General features: G+C 50.7%; 18 protein-coding genes. 1 reads left to right on the top strand and 17 read right to left on the bottom strand.

Translation table 11 applies throughout. The features are described from left to right. Positions 1 to 32 precede the first annotated feature (32 nt). From guaA to HFP08_RS09055, 9 genes are all read right to left on the bottom strand, one after another. Positions 33 to 1,571, bottom strand: a complete 1,539-nt coding sequence (gene guaA / locus HFP08_RS09095) for a glutamine-hydrolyzing GMP synthase (protein WP_168120287.1) — start codon at positions 1,569 to 1,571, stop codon at positions 33 to 35. Between the two features lie 206 nt (positions 1,572 to 1,777). Continuing rightward, positions 1,778 to 3,454: a response regulator gene (locus HFP08_RS09090; RefSeq protein WP_168120286.1), complete on the bottom strand. Its 1,677-nt coding sequence runs from the start codon at positions 3,452 to 3,454 to the stop codon at positions 1,778 to 1,780. A 36-nt stretch (positions 3,455 to 3,490) separates the two neighbouring features. After that, entirely contained in the window at positions 3,491 to 5,293 is a 1,803-nt protein-coding gene (locus HFP08_RS09085) for a sensor histidine kinase (protein WP_168120285.1), read from the bottom strand. A gap of 45 nt (positions 5,294 to 5,338) precedes the next feature. Then, complete coding sequence (locus HFP08_RS09080) at positions 5,339 to 6,223, bottom strand: carbohydrate ABC transporter permease (RefSeq protein WP_168120284.1); 885 nt, start codon at positions 6,221 to 6,223, stop codon at positions 5,339 to 5,341. 13 nt (positions 6,224 to 6,236) lie between these two features. Next, entirely contained in the window at positions 6,237 to 7,136 is a 900-nt protein-coding gene (locus tag HFP08_RS09075; RefSeq protein ID WP_168120283.1) for an ABC transporter permease, read from the bottom strand. 80 nt (positions 7,137 to 7,216) lie between these two features. Further along, entirely contained in the window at positions 7,217 to 8,950 is a 1,734-nt protein-coding gene (locus tag HFP08_RS09070; RefSeq protein WP_168120282.1) for an extracellular solute-binding protein, read from the bottom strand. A gap of 99 nt (positions 8,951 to 9,049) precedes the next feature. Continuing rightward, positions 9,050 to 10,171 (bottom strand): SGNH/GDSL hydrolase family protein, encoded by a 1,122-nt coding sequence (locus HFP08_RS09065; protein ID WP_168120281.1) that lies wholly within the window; start codon positions 10,169 to 10,171, stop codon positions 9,050 to 9,052. Further along, positions 10,168 to 12,675, bottom strand: coding sequence for a hypothetical protein (locus tag HFP08_RS09060; RefSeq protein WP_168120280.1), 2,508 nt, complete (start codon positions 12,673 to 12,675; stop codon positions 10,168 to 10,170). Before HFP08_RS09060 ends, HFP08_RS09065 begins: the two co-directional genes overlap by 4 nt. Positions 12,676 to 12,698: 23 nt before the next feature. Beyond that, positions 12,699 to 14,156 (bottom strand): L-fucose/L-arabinose isomerase family protein, encoded by a 1,458-nt coding sequence (locus tag HFP08_RS09055; protein WP_206109212.1) that lies wholly within the window; start codon positions 14,154 to 14,156, stop codon positions 12,699 to 12,701. Positions 14,157 to 14,300: 144 nt separating this feature from the next. Here HFP08_RS09055 and HFP08_RS09050 point away from each other — a divergent pair, with 144 nt between their 5' ends. Further along, entirely contained in the window at positions 14,301 to 15,104 is an 804-nt protein-coding gene (locus HFP08_RS09050) for a helix-turn-helix domain-containing protein (protein WP_168120278.1), read from the top strand. Between the two features lie 57 nt (positions 15,105 to 15,161). Here HFP08_RS09050 and HFP08_RS09045 read toward each other — a convergent pair whose 3' ends face one another. The 8 genes from HFP08_RS09045 to HFP08_RS09010 all read right to left on the bottom strand — a co-directional run bounded on the left by HFP08_RS09045 (position 15,162) and on the right by HFP08_RS09010 (position 26,607). Then, positions 15,162 to 16,457, bottom strand: a complete 1,296-nt coding sequence (locus tag HFP08_RS09045; RefSeq protein WP_168120277.1) for an alpha-amylase family protein — start codon at positions 16,455 to 16,457, stop codon at positions 15,162 to 15,164. Continuing rightward, a complete protein-coding gene (locus HFP08_RS09040; RefSeq protein WP_168120276.1) occupies positions 16,447 to 18,726 on the bottom strand; it encodes a hypothetical protein in 2,280 nt (759 codons plus the stop codon). The genes HFP08_RS09045 and HFP08_RS09040 overlap by 11 nt, the downstream gene beginning before the upstream one ends. Positions 18,727 to 18,776: 50 nt before the next feature. Continuing rightward, a complete protein-coding gene (locus HFP08_RS09035; protein WP_168120275.1) occupies positions 18,777 to 19,658 on the bottom strand; it encodes a carbohydrate ABC transporter permease in 882 nt (293 codons plus the stop codon). 15 nt (positions 19,659 to 19,673) lie between these two features. Continuing rightward, a complete protein-coding gene (locus tag HFP08_RS09030) occupies positions 19,674 to 20,579 on the bottom strand; it encodes an ABC transporter permease (RefSeq protein WP_168120274.1) in 906 nt (301 codons plus the stop codon). Positions 20,580 to 20,657: 78 nt separating this feature from the next. Next, positions 20,658 to 22,391, bottom strand: a complete 1,734-nt coding sequence (locus HFP08_RS09025) for an extracellular solute-binding protein (protein ID WP_168120273.1) — start codon at positions 22,389 to 22,391, stop codon at positions 20,658 to 20,660. Between the two features lie 105 nt (positions 22,392 to 22,496). Then, positions 22,497 to 24,125: a response regulator gene (locus HFP08_RS09020; RefSeq protein WP_168120272.1), complete on the bottom strand. Its 1,629-nt coding sequence runs from the start codon at positions 24,123 to 24,125 to the stop codon at positions 22,497 to 22,499. Continuing rightward, positions 24,100 to 25,884, bottom strand: coding sequence for a sensor histidine kinase (locus HFP08_RS09015; RefSeq protein WP_168120271.1), 1,785 nt, complete (start codon positions 25,882 to 25,884; stop codon positions 24,100 to 24,102). The genes HFP08_RS09020 and HFP08_RS09015 overlap by 26 nt, the downstream gene beginning before the upstream one ends. 279 nt (positions 25,885 to 26,163) lie before the next feature. Beyond that, complete coding sequence (locus HFP08_RS09010) at positions 26,164 to 26,607, bottom strand: hypothetical protein (RefSeq protein WP_168120270.1); 444 nt, start codon at positions 26,605 to 26,607, stop codon at positions 26,164 to 26,166. Positions 26,608 to 26,955: the final 348 nt, after the last annotated feature.

The raw sequence follows: 26,955 nt of genomic DNA, 5'->3' as shown, positions 1-26,955 counted from the left end.
TCCGGCATTTGACTACATCATTTCAATCCAACTTACTCCCACTCAATCGTCGCAGGCGGCTTCGAGGTTACGTCATAGACGATGCGGTTGACATTGTCGACCTCGTTGACGATACGTACGGAGATCTTCTCCAGCACATCCCAAGGGATGCGCGCCCAGTCGGCGGTCATGCCGTCGATGGACGTTACGGCGCGGATGCCAACCGTATAGGAGTAGGTGCGGGCATCGCCCATGACGCCTACGCTCTTCATATTCGGCAGCGCGGTGAAATATTGCCAAATTTCACGATCAAGACCGGCTTTGGCGATTTCGTCACGCAGAATCGCATCGGATTCGCGCACGATATGAAGCTTCTCTTCGGTTACTTCGCCAAGCACGCGAATCGCAAGTCCCGGGCCCGGGAACGGCTGACGCCATACAATCGCTTCCGGCAAGCCGCATTCCTCGCCGACCTTGCGAACCTCGTCCTTGAACAGCGCTTTAAGCGGCTCGATCAGCTTGAATTTGATATCCTCCGGCAAGCCGCCTACATTATGATGCGACTTGATCGTTTGCGCGGTCGCCGTGCCGCTCTCAACGATATCCGTATACAAGGTTCCCTGTGCCAGGAACTCAAAGTTTTCCAGCTTGTCCGATTCTTCCTGGAAGCAGTAGATGAACTCGTTACCGATAATTTTGCGCTTTTTCTCGGGATCGTCTACGCCTGCAAGCTTGCCGAGGAAACGGTCGCGCGCATCAATCTTCAATACCTTCATATCGAATTTGCCGACGAAGGTTTCCATCACGCTCTCGGCCTCGCCCTTGCGCAGCAAGCCATGATCGATGAACATGCAAGTCAGTTGATCGCCGATCGCCTTATGGAGCAGGATGGCAACTACGGAGGAATCCACGCCGCCCGAAAGCGCGCAAAGCACCTTTTTGTCGCCTACTTCGTTACGAATCTCAACAATCATATCCTCGATGAACGATTCCATCGTCCATGTGCCGTCGCAATCGCAAATATTGTACAGGAAGTTGCGGATCATTTCATTGCCGAATTCCGAGTGCCGAACCTCCGGGTGGAATTGCACGCCGTACAATTGACGCTCCTTGTTGCTAATGCCCGCGATTGGAGCATGCTCCGTATAAGCGTCCACTTTGAAACCTTCGGGCAGTTCGACAACATGGTCGCCATGGCTCATCCAGACGGTCTGCACCTTGTCTAGTCCGAATGTGATTTCGTTACCTTCGGCGAACTCCACCTCGGCTTTGCCGTATTCGCGCTTGCCCGCGCGCTCAACCTTGCCGTTCAATTGATAGGACATCAATTGCATGCCGTAGCAAATACCGAAAATCGGAATATTCAAATCGTAGATCGCTGGATCTACGCGCGGTGAATTTTCTTCATAAACGCTAGCCGGTCCTCCCGAGAATACGATGCCCTTCGGTTGCAATTCACGGATCCGCTCTACCGGCGTATTATAAGGCAACAGCTCGCTGTATACGCCCAAATCCCTGATGCGGCGCGCAATCAGCTGGTTGTATTGTCCTCCGAAATCTAGGACAACAATAATTTCATTCTGCTTCGTCATGTCCGAGCCTCCCTCGATTAATGTGATAATTATATATAAGGCGCTTCGAGGGGTCAAGCGGAAACAGGGTCATTCTAATAGATCCATTCTGCTTTATGAGGAATGACTATTCGCTTTATTCTGCTTCTGTGTCGATTCTACCGCTTTGAATTTGACTTGATAATCCTTCTACTGTAAAAGAGCCCTTCGAAGGAAACCGTCCTTTCTTAGAACGTTTCCATCCCCTTGCTGCTATCCCGGTATTCCTGCGGTGTAACCCCGTTCTTCTTTCGAAACAGACGGGTGAAGTACGAAGCCGACTCCAATCCAATCTCCACGCTGATTTCATTGATTTTCTTATCCGTTGTCTTCAGCAGCAGCTTGGCTTTTTGAATTCTTGTTTCGTTGATATACTCCAATAACCCTTTCCCCGTAACCTGCTTGTACAATCTGGAGAAATAGGGCGGACTCAGATAGACCAAATCCGCCAGCTTCGTCAAGGATAGCTCTTCGTGCAAGAACTGATGGATGTATTCGTGAACGCGTCGGATCACATCATGGCTCCGTTCAATCCGGCTGCGATCGGTATATTCGGCAATCCGAATCCCCATGTCAGAGAAAAACCGAATCATTTCCTGCAAATTCGCATGCCGGTCGGGGTTGTAAATTTTGTCCGTTGAAAACTCCGTGCCAATGCCAACATTCGCGAACAATCCGCGTTTATTCATATAAGTCAGGAAAAATGCCGAGATGCGGGAAAAAATTTCGAGACCGAACCACTTGTCTCCCTGATCGGAAATAACCGCCAGATCGACTTCAAACCATTCGTCATACAGTCCGACGAACTTATCTCTATTGCCGTCGTCCAAAACCGATTCAAGCAGATCGAGTTTATGAACGGCTGATCGCAATCGGCCGATTTCCATTGCTGACCGACTCGAACGCAGCTTAGCCGACTCATTCATCTCATCGCTTACAAGCATGGCCTCGCCCGAGCCCATACGAAAGGCAAGCTGCATTTTCAAATTCTCCAGCCGATTGGCCACCCCTTCCCATTCCGACGGCTGCGAAGACCACGCAATGGAAACGGGGATTTTCAACAAGCTGCCGCAAGCCGACTGAATACGCTCCGTACATCTCTCCAGCATATCCTGTACCCTTTCCTCCTGCTGCAGTTCCTTCGGCGGCTGAAGCAACCAGACCAATCGGGTTTGATCATACGAGAAGGAGACACAGCGAAACGCCTCGCGGAAGTACTCTTCCGCAATATTATGAATGGAATAGGAGAGAAGCAGGTGATCCGACGGAGAGGAGAAGCTCCCCCAATCATCGATTCTTCCAAGAACGGCAAACACCGAATGCTCTGGTTCCAGATCAATTGCCAACTCCTTGAACCGGTTCCGTCGCGCCGCTTGAATCTCCACTTCTCCTCCCAATAGAAATTCGGTCAAGTACTCCCGCCTGAGAAAAGGAAGAGCCAGATGCACCTGCTGCCTTGCCTTTTGCAAAATCTCTTCCTTGCCCAGCTCCGTCTCGATCGAGGCAACCGCCTTTTTCAGCGCTCGTACAATCATCTCGTCCCCTTCCGTCTTCAGCACGTAATCGACCCCACCCTTGCGCAGCGCTGACTGGACGTAATCGAAGTCATTGTAACCCGTCAGAAAGATGACGCGGCATCTCGGCCATCGCCGCTTGATTTCTTCTGCCAGTTCCATACCGTTCATGCCCGGCATGTGGATATCGGTCAACAGTACGTCCACCTTCGCGTGTTCGATCTTTTCCAAGGCCTCTTTGCCGGAATACGCTTTGGTAATCGTCATCGGGAAATCCGGCCAATCTTCCAGCGCTTCTATTAAATAGTCGACCGCGAGCTGTTCGTCATCCACGATAAGCAATTGCAGCATGCTTCTTCTCCTCCTTCGACGTATTCTCGGCCTGCGTCAAGCTGTTCGATTGCTGCAAGGGATCAGCAACGCAACCTCAAGCCCTATATCCGCCCGATTCAGACGAATACCCCCCGCCCCACCGTATTTCATCCGAAGACGGCGATGCACGTTCAAAATCCCCGTAACTTCATAGACGGGAAGAGCGTTGTCCAGCTTACCGCGCCACTCCTGTAATTCGGCTTCTGATAGGCCGATGCCGTTATCCTTCACTTGAAGGACCAGCAGCGGTTCGCCTGCGGACGACCGTTCCATAACAAAATGAATCTCCAGCCTGTATTCCGACAACTCCCCGTCAAATCCATGCTGGTAAGCATTCTCTACAATGGGTTGCAGCACAAGCCGCGGTACAATGATCGTACTGCAATCTTCGGGAATTGGCTCAATGGCAACCTGAATCCGTCCGCCGAAACGAATCGATTGAATTTCCGTGTACGCTCGGACATGACGGATCTCTTCCTCCAACACCACCTCGTCGCTGCCATTTCTCGTTATATACTGATAATAGTCGCCCAAAAAACGGGTAAAACGTGTCGCCGTCTCGATATCTTGCGCCCGAGTCATGCGGTACAGCAAATAAAAGCTGTTATAGAGAAAATGTGGATTGATTTGCGATTGCAGTTGCTTTAGCTCGGACTGCTGCAAGTTAATTTTGTGCTCGTACACTTCGAATACCAGCTTGTTTAGATGGTCTACCATAGCGTTAAATCTTTCGTACAAATAATGAAATTCATCATTGCTGTTGTGCTGGATACCAGCTTGCATAACGCCGGATTCCACTTTACGGAATGCGCGGACCAGCTTGCGCAACGGCCGGTGAATAATTCTGTAGATCCAATAAGCGAACAACAGAATGATCAGAAGCGAGAGAACCGAAATGAGCCACATATATGTCCGGTACTTTTGCAGCGGTCCCATGACCTTGTTCTCCGGCACGTAGACGATCAAATGCGAGTCCAACTCCGGCGAATACAAGTGCACGGTCAAATAGGATTCATGATTCAAAATCAAGGTTCGGGTTTGAATCTGTGGTTGCCTGTTCTCCCCATACGGGTCTTGCGATATGATTGCGGGAGAAGCAAAATATTGATTCAAGTCCTCCATCACTTTGTCGAACACGGCCTTGTGCTTATCGCTTACAATCAAGGCATTCCCGTGCATGAATACCGCACCGCCATCCTTGTTCCCCGGCAACTGTTCAAGAAAGCGGTCAAGCGTCAGGGTTGAAATTTGCAGTTCCAGAACGAAGCTGGGATTTTTCAAATCCAGGTTGTACGGACTGGGGTAATATTCGCGAATAAATAAATCGTTACCCTCATTGTACAAGGGAGGAATCGATTGAAAAGTAGCTGCCTTCAGTTCTTCGAGCTTGTCGGAGTCTAACGGGTTCACAGATGCGTTGGAAGAGACGACTTTGGAAATGGAAGGGATGTACGCATTGACATTCACAATATACGCACTCGATTCCTTGATCAGATTCAACCTTGCTTGAAGACGGTTGACGGCTGTCAGACGCTCGTAAGTCGTCAGCTTCTCCGGAAGCATGGCCAGCGTGTCCAAATCTTCGTCATTGATAAACTCCCGCTGCAGAGCGGTCATGCGCTCGATTTCAGTCTCCAGCGACACCAGATAAAATTGCATCTGCTGCTCAAGCGACTTGGATAGCTCCATGCCAACAAGATGTTTGCCCTTATCCGTCATCGAAATCCCCAGCAAATAAAACGGAACCATCACAATCAGAAAAGTCAGAACCAGCTTGCTGAAAATGGAAAAACGCTTGCGTTTCCAAATCGGGCGCATCGTCATTCTCCTCCCCGGGCTGAAAGTCCTTGCTGTTCTAACATGCTACTCCTTTACACTGCCCAGGACAATCCCTTTCGTGAAGTGCCGCTGCAGGAACGGATAGACGAGCAGAACCGGCAACGTCCCGACAAAAAGCTGCGCCGCCTTAGCGGTACGATCAGAAACCTCCAGCAAAGCATCGAGGTCAGTGGAGCTCTGGACCAGCGTCTCCATGCTCTCTACCACCGTATACAGATAGCTTTGCAAAGGATAATGATCCGGAGAATTCATGAACAGTATGCCGTCGAACCAAGCGTTCCAATGCATCACGATGGTGAATAACGTTACTGTTGCGATTGAAGGCGCTGACAAGGGTACATAGATTCGCCACATGATCCGCCAATGGCCCGCTCCGTCGATTAGCGCCGCTTCTTGAAGCTCCTTCGGCAAATTTCGAAAAAAATTCAATAGAATAACGACATTAAAAACCGGAACGGCAGCGTGCAGCACCAGTACCCAGATCGTATCGAGCAAACCGAGCATGCGCATCGTCATGTACTGCGGAATGATCCCGCCTTGAAACAGCATGGTGAACACGAATAGCCAGACATACCATGTGCGGCCGGTCAACTCCGAGGATTCTTTGGATAACGGATAGGCGACAAGAATCGTCAGCAGCATGTTAATCGGCACTCCCAGCAGTACACGCTCCAAGGAGATTAGCAGTGCCTTGACGAAGGCCGATTGTCCCAGCACGAACTCATACGATTTCATCGTGAAATCCACCGGCCAGAGGAATACTTTGTTCGCTTCGGCAGCTGCAGTGGAGCTTAGCGAAACGGCAAACAAATGGATAAGCGGCAGCACGCAGATGACGGATAGGAAGATCAGAAATACACAGTTGAAGATTTGGAACAACCGATAAGCTCTGGATGATTGCCCAATCACATGGAACTCCCCCTTAAAAAATCCGATAGTTGGCAAATCGATACGCCATGAAATAGGATATTGAGATCAAAATGAAAGATACGGCCGATTTCATTAAACCAACCGCTGTGGCTAGTCCGTACTGCGCATCGATCAAACCGGTGCGGTAAACGAACGTATCGATAATGTCGCCGCTTTCATAGACGACCGGACTGTACAGATTGAATATTTGCTCAAACCCTGCGTTCAGGATATTGCCGATGCTGAGTGTGCACATCAACACGATAATCGGCGCCATTCCAGGCAGTGTGATATGCAGCGTTTGCTTCCAGCGACCGGCTCCGTCCACGATCGCCGCTTCATACAGGGAGGGACTGATCCCGGCGATTGCCGCCAAATAGACAATCGTGCTAAAGCCGAACTCCTTCCATTCATTGGAGATGACCAGCGTAAAGGGAAACCAGCGGTTATCCCCAAGGAAAAAGATTGGATGAAAGCCCAGCCAACGAATAAACAGATTGACTACACCTTGACCAGGAGACAAAATATCGATCAGTATGCCGCTCAATATGACCCAGGACAGGAAGTGAGGCAAATAAACCAGCGTCTGAATGGAACGCTTGAAAAACTCTTTTCGAACTTCATTCAGTAGAATAGCGATCGTGACCGGGACAACCAAACCGGCGATAATCTTCATAAGGGCGATAAAAGCAGTATTCCAGAGGATTTGGTAGAAATCGGGCAACTCCATCATGTATCTGAAATTTTCCAAGCCAATCCACTTCGATCCAAACAAGCCTTTAGCTGGCATAAAATCCTGAAAGGCAATCGTCATGCCAACCATCGGAATGTAATTAAACAGCAATATCGCCAGCAGCCCCGGAATCAGCATGAGGTGCAAGGGGAATTCGACTCGCTTTATTTTGCGCAGCATCTGAGGTTTATCCTTCCTTAAAAAAGATTGAAGAAGGCGAGTCTCCCCGCCTTCTCTGGCCGAAAAATGACGGTATACGATTAGGAAGCGTCCGCGTTGACCTCCTCCGTTATCTTGTCTCCGCCAAGCTTCTTCCATTGCTTGACGAAGTTATCGAATTCACTGATCGGCGATTGACCCATGATTATCTTGGTGTATGTTTCAAGCTCCAGCTTTTCCAGCGACGATTGTTTATCCGACATGGTGGGCGTAGCGGCTTTCTGATATTGATTATAGACGCCCATTCCGTTCTTGTCATAGTAATCGATGACACTGAACGAGCCCAACTCGCCGAACACCATATTAGAGAACCACATGCTTTGATCCCCTGCGGCGTATTTGGTCAACCGGTCGTAGTGGACGTTTGCCGGGAAACCGAGTTGACTGCCGTCTCCCTTGGCTAGCGCGTCCTGCACCTGTCGGAAGGCATCGAGGTTCACGCTCATCGGATCGATGATAACCGGAACGTACTTGGCCGGGAAGATGCCTTCCCGGTTTATGAACGGATTTGGATCCGGTGCATAGTTGGTCAAGTAATAGTGCTGCAAATAAATATTGCCTAATTTCACGACCGCTTCAGGGTGCTCGGCTCCTTTGCGCACGATGTAGAACTGGTTGGCGGTGTCATTAAGCTGCGGATTTGCCGAGCTGCCGTCCAGGGAAGCGATCGGATACACCCGCCAATCGGCATTCGGGTCGTTATCCTTGTTCACCTTTTCGATATACCCGCCATCGGCTACCGTTCCGTAAGCGAGTCCCACCTTGCCCGACCCGACTTCTTCTTTAATTTTATTCCAGTCCTTGACCGCAAACTCCTGATCAATCACGCCATCGGCGTACATCGCATGAAGCTTTTCCAATGCCGTTTTCATTTCCGGCTGAATTGAACCGTACACCAGCTTGCCGCTGTCTTCCTTCACCCAAATTTGCGGGTAAGCATTGAAGCCATTGAAGAATCCTTTAAGTGAACCGTGCTGGCTGAATAGATCCTTGTTGACACCGAGACCGTTCGTATCATTTTTGTCGTTTCCGTCCGGATCGTCCTTTGCAAAAGCAGTCGCAATCTTGACCACGTCGTCGATCGTCTTCGGCTCCGGCAGGTTCAGCTTTTGCAACCAGTCGTATCGAAGATAGATCATCTCTCCCGAGGAAACGCCGCCGTTCACCGGCAACTGCGGAATGCCGACCAGCTTGCCGTCGAAGGTAGCCGCATTCAACGCGGTGCCTTGATCCTGATTCAAAAGCTCCTTCATGTAATCGCTACCATAAGTTTTCAGGATATCGCTCAAATCCTCCAACTGATCGGATTCATACAGCCTCATCATCTGTTCCCGGTTGACAAGCAGAAAATCGGGAATTTGCCCGGATGCAATCGCGATGTTTAGCTTCTGATCATACTGCGACGCATCCACAACCCAATCATTCTTGACCGTGATCCCGTATTGATTCTTGAAAATATCCGTCCAAATATTATTGTCGAGCGATTTGCCGGGATCGTATTTGAACGTTTGGTTCACGGCACGGACCGTCGACACCTCGATTGGCGGGTCGTATTTCCCGAGCGGGTCGGACGCCGCGGCCTCTCCTGATTGGCCTGACTGATCTTGTTCATTGGTGTTTGACTGACTGTTTGTCTGATTACCTGTCTGACCGGTTGCGTTGTCCGATGAGATAGAATTCGCTCCGTTTTCGTTCGAATTGCTGCAAGCGCTAAGCGCAAACATGGACGCCATCAGCATGATTAACAACATCAAACCCGTTCTTCTGACTCTCATTGCTTCCCCTCATTTCTCTCAATTGTATTGCTTCATCTATATTATAGAGGGGGGGAATGTCCCTTCGAAACAGGATGTTTTTATGGTTCTTGCCCGATATTAATCAATTTGATTGGCACACACGCTTGCATCCTCTATCAGTAAACCGGCAGCCGTCTGTGCATACCAACGACTCAGGAAGTCGTTCGGGTGATTGATATGGTTCCCGGTCATATCCCAATACGGCTTGTGTCTCAGCAATTCTTCGTGTACAGAGGTCATGTCCATCATAACGGCGTCTTGTTGGGTGCCCAGCCGTTCCAGCTCTGCCCGATAGCTTCTTTGTTCGCCAAGGAAGCTTATCGACGGATCCTTGGGCAGCATGGCTAGCGGATTGGGCAGCATTGGAGCCGCAAGTATAAACTCAGCTAGCGGATGCTCGACCCGGATCAGCTTCATTATCCCCTCTATTCGTTGCCGGAAATCTACTGGCGGCACCCTCCCGGTTCCATCGTTCATCCCGAACGCCAGAATGGTCAGATCCGGCTGATGAACAGCGACAAGCTCGCGTGCATTCGCCAGCCCCCAGTCCGCCGATTTGCCGCCGACAGAAGGGTTGTGCAACTCTACGTCCGTACGGTAAACCCGCCGCAACTCCCCGGCGAGCATTCGCCCCCAATTCGGCAGATACGGCGGCAGATTCAATATTCCGCTCGAATCGTATCCGGCCGATATGCTGTCTCCATACAAACAGATCGTAACCGGACGGCCCGTCCTCAGCTTCTCCACTGTGTTGCGAAGACGGTTGCCGGCAAATCCGGGAACCGGCCCCCTCCACTCCGTGCCCGAATGAACGTAGCTTACCGCCAATTGGTGCTGATGGATCGACTGTTTATTGCTTAACAAGTATCCTCCCCCTGCTTTCGGAACGGTTGCCTTCTCCATTTCTTCCGGCGGATACAGACCATTCCGAGTCAATCGCTCTATTCGCGAACCTGTCGGAAACAGGAGCATACCGTCTTCTGCTACCCAATCCACACCTTCTCGATATTCGACATCCCGGGCATAGCTTCGCACAGACAGAATACGCTCTGGACGGAACAAGAGCCGGGCGCTGCCCGGCTTTCCCTTCTCTGCAACGGCTATCACGGACTCATCATGCATAACCCTTGATTTCCAAAACGGCTGCATCAGCTCGCATAACCGAGTCTCGAGCACCTGCAAGTCCTCTTGTCCGCTCATTGCATCCGCCCGCCTTTCTTCTCAGCTTCAACCGGCGGTTGCTCCGGAAGTGGAGTGGCGAATACTAAATTTCCGGTGACGCCGTGTATAACGAACGCTTTCCCCCATGGGGTATCAGTCAATCTGCAATCAAATGGCTCGCCTGTAACGAAAGGAGGCTGAGCGTTCAATGTCACTCTCGTATCCTCTTCGAATCCGGTTTCCGGGAACAAGACCACATCCGCATCCTTGAGTCCCGAAACTTGAATGCGTCTTTTCACATCATGCCCGGCGGGCGGAATCATCCTGCAGCTTAGCAATGAACGCTCCTCCTGCCCGACGAACACGCGGCATTCAGCCTCCCAGGCGCGCGGCAGACGATAAACGGAGCAGCCTTCCTCGAGCCTGGTTTCCCAGCCCATCAACAGGGGGGCTCCCATCGGAAACTGCAGCTTCAGATCCGCTGTCGTATCCGGCGAGTAACCGGAGAAATAAAAACCGCCTTTATTTCGATGCACCATCACAACCGGATCCTTCGTACCCGGTTCCTCTTTTACCGTACGGACAACGATGCCGAATTGCGTCAGGATCAGCCGCAGCAGACTTTCTGCAGGGAAATATTGCGCAGCGTCGTCCGGGACCAGCAAGTGCCTTCCTTCCTCGTAGCGGTTGCCATTGGTCCCGCGCACCCATGCCAGCCCGCCTCCCTGCCATTCGGGAAGACGCCGGATCAGCGCGGCAATTCTACGGTTGCTGCCTCGACCGACTATTGCCGCAACCTCCGTATGACCATCGTTCTCATCCTGTAGAACCGTATCAATGCCTCCATCGGACAGCTCCGGACGATGCAGAATCCGCTTCGGCCATGCCCCGCCTCGCAGTTCGTCAAGGGAGAGGCGATTCTGGACATCCAACTCCCCGTCAAGCGGTGAAGTCGAAGTTAAATTGAGCGCTTTCAGGAGCTTATTTCCGGCATGCCGGACGGATCCGTAGAGCACCGCCTTATTTCCTTTGGCCATCCATCCGAGCAGCGCGGCTTCCCATTCACTGTCCCGGTCGGGAACCGGCGACACCAGAATGGAGCCATTATACAGCTCTGGAAAGCGGCTCACCGAAGCCGCAAAATTATCGGTTGATACGACTGTGCTTAGAGGAAGCCCCTGATTAATTGCGCCGCGGATGAACCAATCCTGGAAAAACGGACGAGCTACATCAGGTTCATCGGCTGCCGCCGCCTCGTGGTACTCCCGGAACGGGTATACCCACACCAACGGCGATGGCGCGTCGGGTTGTTGCAAGGTTGCCTTGAGCAAATGAGGCATGACCTCGTTCGCAACCTGATCCGGCAAATCGCCCAGGCTATTATCGATCGACAGCAGATTCAGATGATTCGGATTGATTACCTCACCGTTGCCGTTCATTCTCGATACTGCGAGCGGCAAATAAATATCATGCGGTTGGCCTTCATATCGGTCGAGCCACGGACTGTTCATCCACCACGGATCATGGGGATAGAAGCGGAACAAATAATCGTCGCCCTCCGGAAGCTCCGCAATTCTGGACATATAGCCCGTCAACTCCAGTCCGAAATCGCCGTCGAGCGCAGCCCATGGCGAGTTCGGCGGGGGCAAGATTCCGAATTTCCCTTCATAAATATCCCGCAGCGGCACTCCGTCCGTGGACAGATCAATGCCGGCGGTTAAATTTGTCCCTCGCGTTTCGAGCGGCATATCGGGACATTCCTTGCGAAACAGCCGCCAAAACATCAGAATGTCGTTCTTCACGCTCTTCACTTTCTCCGGATAAAAGCTCTCCCCATCGTAAATCGCACCGGTCGTTCCCCAGGTTTCCGTGCCAAAGCCGAAGCCGTTGGACAGCCACAAATAATCGAAGCCCATATCCTGCAAAAACAGTTGAGACTGTCTTCCGAAGAAGGTCCCAAACGGCGTTCCCTCCGGAATGCCGTCAGGGAATCCGGCGTAGCTTCTCGAATCGGCGTGAAGCACGCTGTAGCAGCAAACAAAGCTGTTCGGCCCCATTGAAACGCCTCTCAAAATCTCGGCATGCCGCTCATATTTAAACGGAGATTTGGCAAATTCGGGACCGGGGTCGAAGGTCGCTCCTACTAAAATCTTCTTCGAGAGCGTCTCTTTGCCAATCCGCTTAATCGTCTCCACGATCTTCCGAAAAATGCGGTAAGTCAGAAACGGCGGTTCTGCCATGTACAAATAGCTTCGGGCATGAAGCCCGACGCCGTCCGGATCGTTTTTCAGCGCCCGCTTGTCCCGCGGGTTGGCGCCGCCAATGTATTTCGCCCATTCCATTTCCTTGTCCAGGTTGCGATCGTATTCCAAAATTTCCGATCCGTCGGAAGCCCATAGCATCACTTTGACCGTGTCGGCGTGCTTGAGCAACGGGCGCCATTGACTGAACAAGGCTTGGCATACCGCCTCCACATCCGGCGCTTCCATGCTTTTGAAAGGCTTCAGGCTCATCTCCAGTGTAATACTCTTCATAGCTTTCATCTCTGCGGACATCCTCCTTTTCTTTACTCTCGTCCGGACGGCTTCACGATCACGCTTTCGATTCCGAGAACGCCGGCGATCTTGTGCAGCGTCTGCGCATGATGCCCGATTCCGAGCGCGAAATGATGGGTCGGTCCCTCCATCGCCCATGCCTTCACGAACGCCTTCGCATTCGGTTCGAAAAATCCGCGCGTATTCGTATTTCCAGTCGGCGGAATTGCTCCCTTGCGCGACATCCCCTCTCCGATGACGAACTTGAATCCCTTCTCCGTCTGCGTAATACCCAGCATCGTAATCGGCCCCTCCTTAATCTTGAACTCCACAGAGGCGCCGCTGCCCGGCTTTCCGTGATACTTGACCAAACTCCTCAAAATCGGCTTGCTGTCCGCAATCGCGATATGATGGGGGCCGTCATGTCCGACAAGAATAAAGTTTTCCTTGAAATCAAAGGGGTGAAACTCCGCAAAGCTGCCGCCGATATCCAGTCGATCCATAATCAGCATGGCCAGCAGCGTCTTGATGTCGTATTCGCCGCACATAGGCACGCCTTGCGCGTTCAACATGGAATTGCCTACAATAAATGAGCTGGCAATCCTTCTCTGCAATGAACCCTCCAGTCCTTCGTAATAGTAAGCCAGTCCTGTCAGATTATACGCTTCCACCAGCTTGTTCAGCGCTACTGCCGAATGAGCAGCCTGCTGCAAATCGGCTTCCGACAGCTTCATCGTCACGGGATCGCTGACCGGATTCGGCATATCGAACTCTTGAACGATCTTCTCCTTCATGACCGCAATTTCCGATTCCGTCACGGTCTCGTACAGACGGACGACATCGTCAATCTCCAGCAATGGAACATGAACGCCGAATGCGGCCGAGATAGCGGTCGGATCGGCATGCATATCATACATCGCCTCAAGCACATGGCCCATCAGAGCCAGACGCGCCCCTTTCAAGTCATGGAGCACCTTGGCGATATCACACCACGACTTGATCTCTTCCTGTGCCTCAGTATCGTTATAAAGCGTACCGATGATAATGTCGTCAACCTTTTTCCCCATTCGTACTGCCACGTTCGTAAATTCCGGCACGGAGCAAATATTGTCGTTCGCCAGCTGCATGTACGTGCTCGCCTTCGTGTAATCCATCGCCTCGAGCGGCTGGAGCGCGAGCAGAACGATCGGAACATCCATTCCTCTGAGAATCGGGGCAAAGGTCGAGGAGGTGGCGTAGGTGATCATATTGCAGAACAACAGGTCCAGACCATCCCCTCTCATCTGCTCGAGCGCAGCATATCCTCCTTCGCTTGTATCAATCATTCCGTAGTCCTTCACCACGACCTCATTATTCTCCAGCAGCTCCCTCAACTCAGAATGATAACCCATCAATTGCTCAAGCAGCCCTTCGAACTGATCCCAATAAACAGCGTGACCCACAGCAAAAAAACCGATATTCGCCGTTCTTGCTTTTAGTCTTTGAAGCATGTTCATATCCCTCCGCATTTTTTATAATAATTCTCTCTATATGGTAGATAAATATAGCATTATATTCAATGAACAGAGCAATCATTATTGGAGTCATTCTACGATTATGCTACAATACGGAGAACGGAAGGGAGACCTCGGAAAATGATCAAACCGATTGCCATTTATTTCGAACACTGCGAAACGGACCCGCAAAGCCAGCAGGTCTGGAGAGTCCCCGAAGCGCTGACAACCAATCATATTCTGCTGCTCATGACACGAGGATCGCTTGAATATACGATCATGAACAGGACCTGCTTCTTGTCCAAGGGAGACATGCTCTTCGTTCCTCAGGGCGTCATTCGGCATGCCGTCAATCCTTCCCGGGAGCCGCATGAAATGTATGTCGCCCATTTCCAAAACGAAGGCCTGGAGGACGAAACGCCCCTGTTATCGGAAGGAACCTTCCATATGGCCAGGCTGACGAATTTCGATTATATCAGGCATCGCTTCTCCCTGTTAACGCAGCATTGGATACGCAAATCGACGCACACTCGAGCCTTCTGTCACAGTATACTGCTGGAGCTGCTGGCTACGCTTGCAGAGGAAGCCGATCGCATGTCGATACCCGGCAAAGCTTACGGAATCGTCGTTCAGCTTCAAGAGTATATTCTCCAGCATTACCGAGGTACGCTGACGATGGACGAGCTGTCACGTTATGTCGGCAAGACGCCGAATTATGTAAGTGCCATATTCAAACAAGCAACCGGGCAGACGGTCATGGAATATGCGCATCAGGTTCGTATTTCAGTCGCCTGCGACCTGCTCGCCGGATCGCAGATGAGCATAGGCGAAATATCCGATTTCCTCGGTTATTGCGAGCAGTCTTATTTCAATAAAGTGTTCAAAAAAGTGACAGGTCTCTCCCCTTCCATCTATGTCAAGGAGAAGGTGAAAATTTGGCTTTAGATAAGAAGAAAAGCGCCCGAGCGAAATGCCTGCGGGCGCCTTGCAAACGCGGTATTGCTAATTTCCGATTTCCTCCGGAATTCGCGAAAACCAGCCTTCATCCATTTTATGCTTGTCGTATTCCTTCAAGATGTCCCGAACCTGCTCTTGCGCCTGTCGCGAGAACCGATCCGGCAGCAGGCTGAGCACGGGATAACCCGGCCTTTGCCGAAACATATTCAAATGAGTCAGAAATTCCCGTTCTCCGATCTTAGGATCATTCCCTCCGATGTGATCGAGATTCAACCACTTGTTCGGCGCAGAGTGACAGCATACGGTCCAATAAGCCAAGGTTTGCCGCATCCAGTCCCTTCCTTCTGCAATGAGGACATCATTGGTTCTCACAACGTCAGCGTATCTGGAAACAAACAGGTCGGGAATATGAGCCTCAATTTCGATATCGTCACGAATGCCATGCGCCGTTTCGTATACGATTCGCATTAATTCCTTCATCTCGCGTTTGTTGCCGTACAGCATGTCGATTTTAAACTTGACAAACCCGGCATCAATCAATCTGACAAAAACATCATATACCTGTTCTCGAAACGCCGTGCCGGGTATAGCCTGACAGAACGGCTGCGACTGACCCGTTTCCGTTTGCCCCCAGTAGGTATGCGGCTTCACCTGATTCCGGTTCGCCCGGTAGTAATCGGAAAGCGGAGACACGCAGCCCAGATCAAGCCAAATCCCCGGTTCATACCCCGCTTGACGGATCGTTCCCGCCATGCGCCTCAAATCGGGAAATCGTTCATTGGGTCTAATCGTGCCGCTGCCGCCGGCACTATGCCGTGTATACCAGCCGTCATCGATCGTGAATTTCCCTTTGGGCAAATGCAATAGCTCCAATCGCTCCAGATAAGACTCCACGAAGCTCTCCGACAAAATCGACGTGTAATCCCCGCCCTCAGTCGCCATCGCCTTTTGCTCTACCCAGGTACAATATTCCATGGTTCGATACAATGGCACGCTTCTCTTCCCCGGACTCACCCCTTGTCTCGACAAGACTGCTTCATTGTACAAGCTCCAGGCCTCGTACGGAGCTTTACCCTCCAGCACAAAAAGCTGTTGATTCTCGCCGTACGTTGCCTTGACCGTACGCTCGCCGTCATAATGGAACCGTCCGCCGAACTCGTCATTCATAAACCCGATGAACAGATCATCGGTAAAGAGTACCGGCGAGCCGCTTGTAGCAGAGGCAGGAAGCTCGAAGGGCTCCAGATCGAAGGACCGCTCGGCCACATAGCTGTGCCGATTCCATTTGCTAAGGAAAGGAAGAACCGGTTTGCCCTTTACTTCAAAAGAGTCAATCCTCATAGGCAGAGGGAAGCTTATCGACTTTGACGATCAGGCGCTTGACGTTCTCCACGTTTCCTGCATGGTCAATGGAACGGTAACGGATGTTCAAGACATTTTTTCGAGTTTTCACGTACACTGTGTCTTCCTCGTCTGCAACAGTCGTCCAGCCATGGCCCAAGCTGTACTGGATCTGCTTAACGCCAAATCCGTGCGCACCGTCATCGGCATGAAACTCAACCTTTACTGTCTTGCTTTCACCTTCATGCGCCCCTTCCTTTCTCGCGGCCGTCGCCGTCGTTACCGGCGGCTGATCATCAAGGAGGATAACCGCCATACTTTCCGCCGGCAATGTGTCAATCAATAGGCCGTTGTCAAAGGTCACGGCAGATTCGTCCAGACTCAATTGTTCTGCCCCGATGGCATCTGCGACAGCGGATGCTTCGAACACATATTGTTTGGCATTTGCGCTGCTGTAACATGCATTACCGAAATCTACCGTTGCCTCAACAGGCTGATCCCATGGATTGACCAAATAAACAACATGCGTACCGTCCGGATTATCCACCATATAGGACAATAGCGTATGATTGGCCGATGCATCCGTCAGACTCGTAATGCTTGCACCCGGATCGATAAAGCCGGACAGCAGTTGAAAGCCGTAATAAGCCGGACGAAGCGTGAAGTCGTCGGTCTTGTGCGACCACATTCCAAAATGCATAATCCAATTCAGATCATTGGGATCGGGCGAATAGCTCATTTCGAAAGCCTCCCAATACGATAAGCCTTTAACGCCGGATGCCAAAGCCTGCAGCATATAAGATGATAACTTCAATACGGAGGAGAAGCGATCCGGCAACAGCTTGCCGTCCACAGAATCAACCCCCGGCGAGAAGCCACCGCCGGCGCCTTGTCCGCCCGTCAAATTCGATTCCCAGCCGTACATATCCGGAATGCCATTGTCTGCCGCGGTTTTGGCCGCCAGCGCGGCACGAAAAACAGGCTTGAGCAATGATTTTTTATAAGGAACATACTGATGATACGACAACATCTCTACATTTGTGTTCAATTGCGGCGCAACCATATCCAAGTAGCCGTCGTTCGCCCCGACATCGCCGCCTATCAGCTCGATCTGAGTCAGATTGTTCGTTTGAAGGGATTGCTTCATCACATCGTACATATCGACATACTCTGTGGACGTTCCCGGATAGACATGATCCGGCTCATTATAAAGCGTCAAAGCGGCCACGTTCACAGCTTGTGATTGCAGCCAGAGAAGCAGCGCTGACATTTGATCGGCAATGATGGCGCTCGTTCTCAGCTCGGTTGGCTCCCACATAACCAAATTCACTTTTGCCCCCAGGTCGTTGCACATCTGCAAATCCTCCAGCAATGCGCTGGCCATCGTCGAGGTGAAATCATATCCAGTATCGGTCACCCACCAACTCGTATCGACAAAAACGCGTACCCAAGCCGGGCGGATCTCCGAAAGCCGATCGAAAATCATCTGCTTGTCCGCAGCGGTTAATCCGTCATAGGCAAATGTAAAGGGATTGATCTCCGTGCCAAATCCCAGCAAATCGGAGTTGGATGGACTGCCCGCTACGTTCAGCTGCACTTGACTCGCGTAGACAGCCTGAGGCACATCCGCTTGAGGATAGACGGATACGTTGGCATCGTCGTAATACGCTTTTCCTGTGCCATTCAACAGAAATCTGACCTTTACCGTAACCGCCCCTTGCGGAACAATCCCAACGGCCTTCACATACGTCCAATCCATCGAGCCCTTGAGCGCCGAGGACTGGTCGAACGCGATTCGACTGCCGCTGCTGTCATAATAGCTGACCGCAAGATAAGCGCCTGCCGGACTGGTATCCTCGACCTCCGTACGAATCCAGGCTCCGAATTCAATCGGCATGCCAACCGACCACCCGGTTAAATCCTGCGAGTAGAAGGGAAAGCCCGGCGCAGTGCCCGCGGGAGACTCAATGGTTGCGGCTGTGCCTCCATTGCGCCCCGCCATATTGTCCAGCGCGAAATTGTACTGAGAACCGCCGCCCGTCGTCCATGCCGTCGCACTGGAGCCGTCTTCAAATCCGGGCGATTGCAATACAATCGATTGCGGCTGACCTATGGACGTAATTCCGAACACATTGTCTCCAAGCTCATCCTGATAGTAGGCGTAGCTAGTCGGCAAGCTGAAACAGCTAATGGAAACGATCAAAGCAAGGACAGGGGAAACGACGATGCGAAGAAGATAAGGCTTGGTTCCCTTCTTAAAAAATTTCATATATCATCAACCTCCTCAATTTCGGTTCGTTATCCCGCTTGTTGCCTTCTCTATCCTTTCACGCTGCCAAGCAGCATCCCTTTGACGAAATGCCTTTGCAGGAAAGGATATAGCAGCAAAATGGGAAACGCCGCGACAAAAATTTGTGCGGATTTGGCTGTGCGGTCCGACACCTCCGTCAAATCCTGCGCTTGCGTAAAATCCACCGAGCTGAGATTAATAGAAGCAAGCATATTTTGCAGATAGGTGGATACCGGATAATGCTCGGGATTGTTCATATAAATCAACCCGTCAAACCAGGCATTCCAGTGGCTGACTACGGAGAAAATCGTAATCGTAGCGATAACCGCCAAGGAAAGCGGGACATAAATGCGCCATAGCGTCGTCCAATGACTTGCTCCGTCGATGAATGCAGACTCTTCCAATTCCGCGGGAATGGTTCGAAAAAAATTAAGAATCAATACGACGTTAAATACATCGACGGCATGAGGAAGAATTAAAGCCCAAAGCGTATCCATAATGCCGGTATTTTTGACAACAATATATTCCGGAATTAATCCGCCTCCGAACAGCATTGTGATGACGAAAAACCAGACATATACTGTTCTGTATCTGAACTTCTCTTTTTTTTGGGACAAGGGATAAGCAATAATCAAGCCCAAAAAAAGATTGAGCGGCGTTCCCAGCGCCACTCGTTCCAGGCTAATGACCAGCGCTTGAAAGAAATCAGGCTTTGTTAAAATATATTGATAAGATCTAAGCGTAAAATCGACAGGCCACAGCTTCACAAGTCCCGCACTCGCCGCAGCGCTGGAGCTGAAGGATACGGCAAGCACGTTAATGATCGGAACGATGCAAAGCAATGCCAGAAGAGCAAGAAATATATAATTGAAGGTAATAAACAGCTTCCTGCTCAATGAATTTCCAATCATCTGAAGTCCCTACTCTCAAAAGATTTGATAATTTGCAAATCGGTATGCAAGCCAGTAGCAAACGGAGATTAGGAGAAACGAAACAACCGATTTCAATAATCCCACGGCTGTTGCCACACCGAATTGCGCCTGTACCAAACCGATGCGATAGACCATTGTATCAATGATATCTCCGCTTTGGTAAACAACAGGACTGTACAAATTGAAAACTTGATCGAATCCGGCGTTCAGAACATGTCCCAAGCTTAACGTGGCCATCAACACAACAACGGGGATGATTCCCGGCAATGTAATGTGCAGCGTCTGCTTCCAGCGGCCCGCCCCGTCAATCATCGCCGCTTCGTACAGATTGGGATTCAAACCGGTCAAAGCAGCCAGATACACAATCGTACCGAACCCGAATTCCTTCCACGTGTTCGTCACAATCAGCGTATTGGGAAACCAGCTGTTATCCCCAAGAAAGTAAATCGGATCGAACCCAAACAGGGATAAAACCTGATTGACAAGACCTTGACTCGGAGATAGAACATCAATCAGGATACCGCCCAGGATGACCCAGGATAAAAAATGCGGGACATAAATGAGCGTCTGCATCAATCCCTTGAACCATTTCTTCCCCAATTCATTCAGAAGCAATGCAACCGTAACCGGCACAGCCAATCCCGCGGCAATCTTCAATGCGGAAATATAAATCGTATTCCAGAACACCTGCAGCGTGTCCGGCAAGCTCAATACATAGCGAAAATTGTCTAATCCGACCCATTCCGACCTGGAGAAGCCAAGCGACGGAATGAAGTTTTGAAACGCGATAACGATCCCGGCCATCGGAAAGTACGAAAAAATGAGCACAAGAATGACTCCCGGGAGTAGCATCAAATGCATCGGGAGTTCCCGATTGCTTCTTACAGTTCTGTGTTTCATAACCGCTCCCTCCAAAGGTATCCCGCAAGCATCGGAGGGGAGATGCTCTTGCATTCCCTCCCGATGTTTATGCTTTCTCTAGTTTTGATTCGCTGAATACCAATCGTTGACTTCCTGCGTAATCTGCTCGCCGCCCAGCTTCTTCCAATCGGAGACAAACTTGTCGAATTCGTCAAGCGAAGCGGCTCCCATAATAATTTTAGTGAAGGTATCCTTCTGCAGCTTCGTCAAGGTATCCTGATTTTTGATCATGGTCGGTGTCGGCGCTCCATAGAAGGCGCTTTGCATAAGATAGTCTTTAGCTTGCAAGTATTGGTCCACAATCGACCAGACGCCGTCTTGTTTGAACAAAGCGTATACATTCCAGACATTCATATCGCCTGTTTCCCTATAATCCTGCAGTTGGTTGTACGTAACCTGATCTCTTGGCGGCAGCTCCGCTTCTGACATTTGTCCGTCCGTAACCTTCATTATGTTTTTATACGTATCCACCTGAGTCAGCTTTTGCAGCTGCGTGAATGAGAATTTAAAAACAGGCACGGACTCCGGCGCGGGTGTTTGATAGTACTTATCCAGATCCGTGCTTTCTCCATAATGCTTCTCCAACTGCAAATTGGCCATTTTGATTAAAGCTTCGGGATTAGAAAATCCCTTGCGAACAACATAATAATTGGTAACTGGAAAGGCTGCGCTGAATTTAACCGGAGCGGCGTCGACCGTCAACGGCATCGGATAAGCTTCCCAGTCTGCGTTCGGGTCCTGATTTTTCGCTGTCAGCAACGGAAAGCTTGGACCAAAGTCGGGACCAAACATCATACCGATTTGCCCGGAGACAATCGCTTCGGAGGCCTTCGACATGTTTTTAGTTCCGAATTCGGGATCTATTTCCCCAGCCTTGTACATCTCCTGCAGCTTACCCAAGGCCGTCTTGGTTTCCGGCAGAATGGAGCCGTTGACGAGATTACCGTCCGCATCCTTGATCCAGATGTCGGGATAGCTGTTGAACGCATTATAAAATCCAGACATGAACAACGCATCGTTCAAGCTGTTATCCAGCGCCATTCCGTAAGTATCCTTCTTGCCGTTGCCGTCAGGGTCCTGATTGGTAAAGGCCTCCGAGATTTTGAAGACATCATCCATCGTTTGCGGCGGATCCAGCTTCACCTTCTCCAACCAATCCGCTCGGATATAGAGAACAGTAACACTGTGTTCCATAGGGACCGTGCGGGGCAAGCCCATCAGCTTGCCATCCACCATAGCCGAGCCCAAGCCGTCAGGCCCGTCCTGATCCATCACTTCCTTCAAGAGCGGAGACGCATACCGGTTATAGGCGTCCGTCAAGTCGGCAAGCTGTCCGGATTGCGCAAGTTGTTGGAATTGCGTCGTCGGCGCGGCGAACATGTCGGGCAACGTTCCGGAAGCGATAGAGAGGTTCAGCTTCTGATTGTATTGATCCGCAGCTCCCTGAACCGTCCACGCGCTTTTCAACTGAATGCCTAACGTGTTCAGATATTCCTGTGTCCAGACATTGTCGTCAATCGTGTCATCCTTGCCAAATCGCGCCGCAGGATCGATATAGCGCGCCGCATTGACAATAACCGGCGTATCGTATTTTCCCAGCGGGTCTTCCACGCTTTGCTCCCCCGAGCTCTGCTGTGACGGCGATGCTCCCGATTCGCTCCCCGAAGAAGCGTTTTGTCCCGGATCGCTTGTCGCGCTTTCGGGCGGCGATTGATTGGTGCATGCCGCAAGCGCTATAACCGCCAGAAGCAAGCTGGAGCATGCTGCCCTCTTGAAATAAAATCTTTTCATGCTTCGTCCACCTTCTCTTTTTTTGTTAAATCGCTTTCATTTCAAATTGTACAGAATGGAAGAGCGCGGTGAAATCAGACATTTTTAACTTTGCTTGACTTCTTATTACTTCTTGAACATTTGTCTGTATTCTTGCGGAGTTACGCCTGTTGTTCTTTTGAAAAATCTGGTGAAATAGGCAGGAGATTCAAAACCAACCTTTGAGGCAATTTCTTGAATCTTCAGATTCGTCTCGCCTAAATAAGCCTTGGCCTTCTCCAATCGGGCAGCCATAATCCTCTCGGATAAGGTGTGACCGGTAATTTGCTTGTATATACGCGATAAGTAGAACGGGTTCAAGGCCACTTCCTCTCCAATTCGGGTGAGCGACAAATCGCAGTCCAAATTCGTTTGAATAAATCTTTGAATTCTTGTCACCAGGGAGCTGCTCTGATGCTCAGCCTCCAATTGCCGCTTTTCGAAAATCAACTTTGCCAAATTTCTAAACCGGGCGGACACTTCTTCCCATGAACCAAACCGCTCGAACTGGACAATTCCAGCGAGCTCCTCCCAGGTTAAATAAGGAGCAAACAAGGAAGACAAGCGGAAATAAATGGCCATGCGAATCGGCGTTTCCTCTCGGGAAGGGTCGCCGAGCATCATCATTTCATCGAACACGCTAAAAAAGTCCGGTTCATTGCCGCTTTCCAGACATAATGAGAGCGTATCCATCTTTTTCAATTGCATCTGAATTTCGGGGTTGTCTCCGATCGACGGATTATCGAGCGCTTCCCCCTCAACCAGCAGCAATTCATGGTCGAAGCCAAAGCCCCGATGAAATAATTTTTTCAACGCTTCGACTTTTGGCGGAATGTCGGACCATGCTACGAGGGATTGAGCAGACACAAAGGAAACCCGGAGCTTTAAAAAAAGATTGCTTCTCGTTTGTATCGTATCCAACGAACCATGCACAAAACTGGAAAGACGTTTTTGCAACTCGATGTCGTCGTTAACGGATAACACAGATTCCTTTGCTTGCGGCTGTACGAACCAAATCACATGAGAATGATCCAGCATCGCCGAGAAACAAATAATCGAATCGGCGAAGGTTTCCAACGCAATATTTTGAATCGCATACAGCATTAGCGCTTTATCCGAAGCATTAAAGTCCTTCTTCCAGGCATCCACTCTTCCGATGAAAGGAAGAACGGGCTTTTCCGCAATCAACGGAATGTTCAAATCTGACAAATAGGTACCAAGCCCATTCAATATCCGGCGGTCGCCCAGCAGCAATTCGGTTATGAAATCCCTTTGCATCAAAGCGTGCATGGCGTTTATTTGCTCCTCCGCTTTCATGAGCAAGCCGCTCACTTCCATTTCCCCTTCAATAGCTTGAATCGCTTTCTCGACTGCAGCCAGTATAGCTTTGTCCCCGTCGGTCTTTAACACGTAATCCACCGCTTGATGCCGGAATGCGCTTTTAATAAATGAAGCGTCGTTGTACCCGGTCAGGAATATGACCTTGCAGCGAGGCCAATATTGAATAATTTGCTTCTGCAGCTCATGACCGTCCATACCCGGCATGGAAATATCGGTCAACACCATATCGATTTTCGTTCTTCGCAGCCAGTCCAGCGCCTCCAAAGCCGAGTTCGCCTTGTACACCTCCAAATCCAGCTCTGCAGCTTCCTTCAAAAGTCCCACCAGACTGTTTACAACATAAAGCTCGTCATCCACCACCATGATTCGATACATTTCCGCTCTCCTTTCTTTCTGCCGGAAGCAACAGCTCCACTCGAAGACCGTTCTTGCTGCCTCGGGAGAGGCGAAGCCCTGATTGCTCCCCGAATTTTATTTGCAGGCGTCGATGAACATTAATCAGCCCGGTTGTTTCGAAATGATCGTCAGCAGCTTGTAGCAGTTCTTCGAGATCATTCCTTTTTTCGTCCGTAAACTCATCCCCGTTATCCTCGACCGCAATGATGACCTGATTCTCTCTCCTTTGCAGCGAAATATAAATATGTCCTTCGTACATTTTGTTTTTCAATCCATGCTCGAAGGCATTCTCGACAATCGGTTGCAATAGGAGACGAGGCACCAGCAAATCCGAATAGTCATCGGGCAGCTTATCGACCCTGGTATCAATGCGAGGAGAAAAACGCAAGGTTTGAATTTCAATGTAAGCCGTCATATGCTTCCATTCCATTTCCAGCGTACATTCATCTTGCATGTTCCTGGTAATGTTCATAAAGTATTCCCCCAGATATTGAGTCGCCTTGGTCACATTGTCAAAATCGTGATCTCCCGCCATTCTGTGAACCATAAAGTAGGTATTGTACAGAAAATGGGGATTGATTTGCGATTGCAGCTGCTTCAATTCGGAGCGTTGCGCGCGTATGCGCGTTTCATAGACTTCCGTAATGGATAACTTCAAATGCTCAATCATCGAATTAAATTGCCTGTACAAATATTGAAATTCATCGTTATGATGATGATGAATGGAAACATTCATATCGCCGCGCTCGACTTGGGAGAAGGCGGCAACCATTGTTCGCAGCGGCTGACGAATAAGACGGTAAATCCAAAAAGAAAACAGCAATACAACAAGCATTGAGATGGCAGAGAGCCATACTAGCCAATTGCGATAACCGTGAAGCGAGCCCATTATTTGTTTTTCCGACACATATACAACCAGGTTCGCGTCCAAATTCGGGGAATGCTGGTAGTAGACCCAATATTCCTCGCTTCCGATCTTTATTTTCTCCTGACCAATTGTTTGAGTTTGATGAGTCGCCTGCGACAACAGAGCTCTTATCGAATCATCCATTTGGCTGTTCTCGGCGGTCGCGTCAATAACCCAGGAGCTATTGTCGCTTAGCAAAACGGCATTTTCCTTGGCCGAGTCCGTCATCTGAACCAAGAAGCGTCTTAGCGCCTGCTGATCCAATTCCACTTGCAGAACATAAGCCGTGTCGCTCTGCAGCAATGAGGGATCCGGAAATACGACATTCACTGTCAGCCTATCCTTGTAATAAATGATAGGAGAGGCTTGCTTGCGAATCAGCTCCCCAAGCTCATCCGCATCCATATCAAGAAATCCAGCCTCATCTGTGAATGGAAAAATCGTCTTTCCGATTAGAGGCACATACAACCGGGCGTCTTCGATAAATGGGCTGCTATTGTTCATAATTTGCAATTTGCTCTGAATGCTCTGCTCCATGACCATCTTGTCATACGTGGAAAGCACCTGTGCTGTTGTGCTTAATCTTTGAATATCGGCATCGATCATATATTGCCTTTGCAAGGTAACAATTCGTTGAATTTCCGTTTCAAACGATGTCAAATAATAATGCGTGCGCGTATCAATGGAAGACATAATTTCCTTGCGAATAATCGTAGCGCCAATCTGATTAATCATAAATCCAATTAAATAAATAGGCACAATAGCCAGCAAGAAGGTTGAGACCAGCTTGGGAAAAATCGTTCGATTTTCGAAGAGCTTTGCGAACCGCATACCTGTTATTCCTCCTTTCCTCATTTGAATAACGCGAATTCAGTGTACCGCATATGTTGCAGAATGGACATGTACAGGATTGACGAATCAGGCGCTTTGAGAATCAATATCGTCTATGCTTGGGCGACCTCATGACCTGGGTCTCCCTCGCCGAGCAGCCTTGAAGTCTCGTCAGTCGACGCAAAAGCGAGAACTCGTGCTATCGCGATAAATGGCTGAAGAGCAATCGCATAATCGCGATTGCTCTTCATTCTAAAGCTATTGACTTCCAAGAAAGGACTATTCGCTGCTGAAGGATGAACGCCTGGACAAACCACGCCGCGAGTTGGAAGAGCGAGCCGTCAGCTTCTTGCAGGCAGTCGTAAGTTCCGCAGCTGTCGGCGCGTTAAGCCATTTGCCGATTGGACCGAATCGCGCTTCCTCCAGCCATTGGATCAGACGGCGAAGCTCCGCTCGCTGAGCGTCGTCGAGCCATTGACCGAGCGCCTCGCATTGCTCGCGCACTGTAAGCGAATGCACGGCTGAGCTGTCAAGCGGAGAATCGGCCGAGTATATTGGCGTCGCCGAGGAGCTCCGCCGCATAGCGGGTCCCGCTCCGGCGCGGGCGGCGGCTTTGTCCGCGCGATGCTGCAGCAGATCGATCAGCGCGTAAGCCGCTGCGATCAAGCTGCTGCGCTGCAGCTCCTCCGCGCGGATAAGCGCGGCTGTTGTGCCGCTGCGCACATAGCTTGCGCTGAGGCCGACAGCTCTTGCGGCGTCGGCGCGTACGGCGTCGGTGCGTACGGCGTCGGTGCGTACGGCGTCGGTGCGTATGGCGTCGGTGCGTGCGACGTCGGTGCGTGCGGCGTCGGTGCGTACGGCGTCGGTGCGTACGGCGTCTGCTGCGCTGCTGCGCGCATAGCTCGCGCCGAGGCCGGCAGCGCGGGCTGCGTCGGCGGGAGCCGCCGCGCGGCCTGCGCGAGCCGCTAGCGCGTCGCGCCCCGCCGCGGCCGCGCCGTAGCGCCGCAGCGCCAGCCGCAGGCGCAGCTGCCGCCGCTGCGCCGCAAGCGCGGCCGCGCCCGCCAGCGCCAG

The sequence above is a fragment of the Paenibacillus sp. HB172176 genome (assembly GCF_011947265.1).
GTDB lineage: Bacteria > Bacillota > Bacilli > Paenibacillales > Paenibacillaceae > Pristimantibacillus.
Note: the sequence above shows the minus strand (reverse complement) of the source record. Positions and strands in the feature narration are given on the sequence as shown.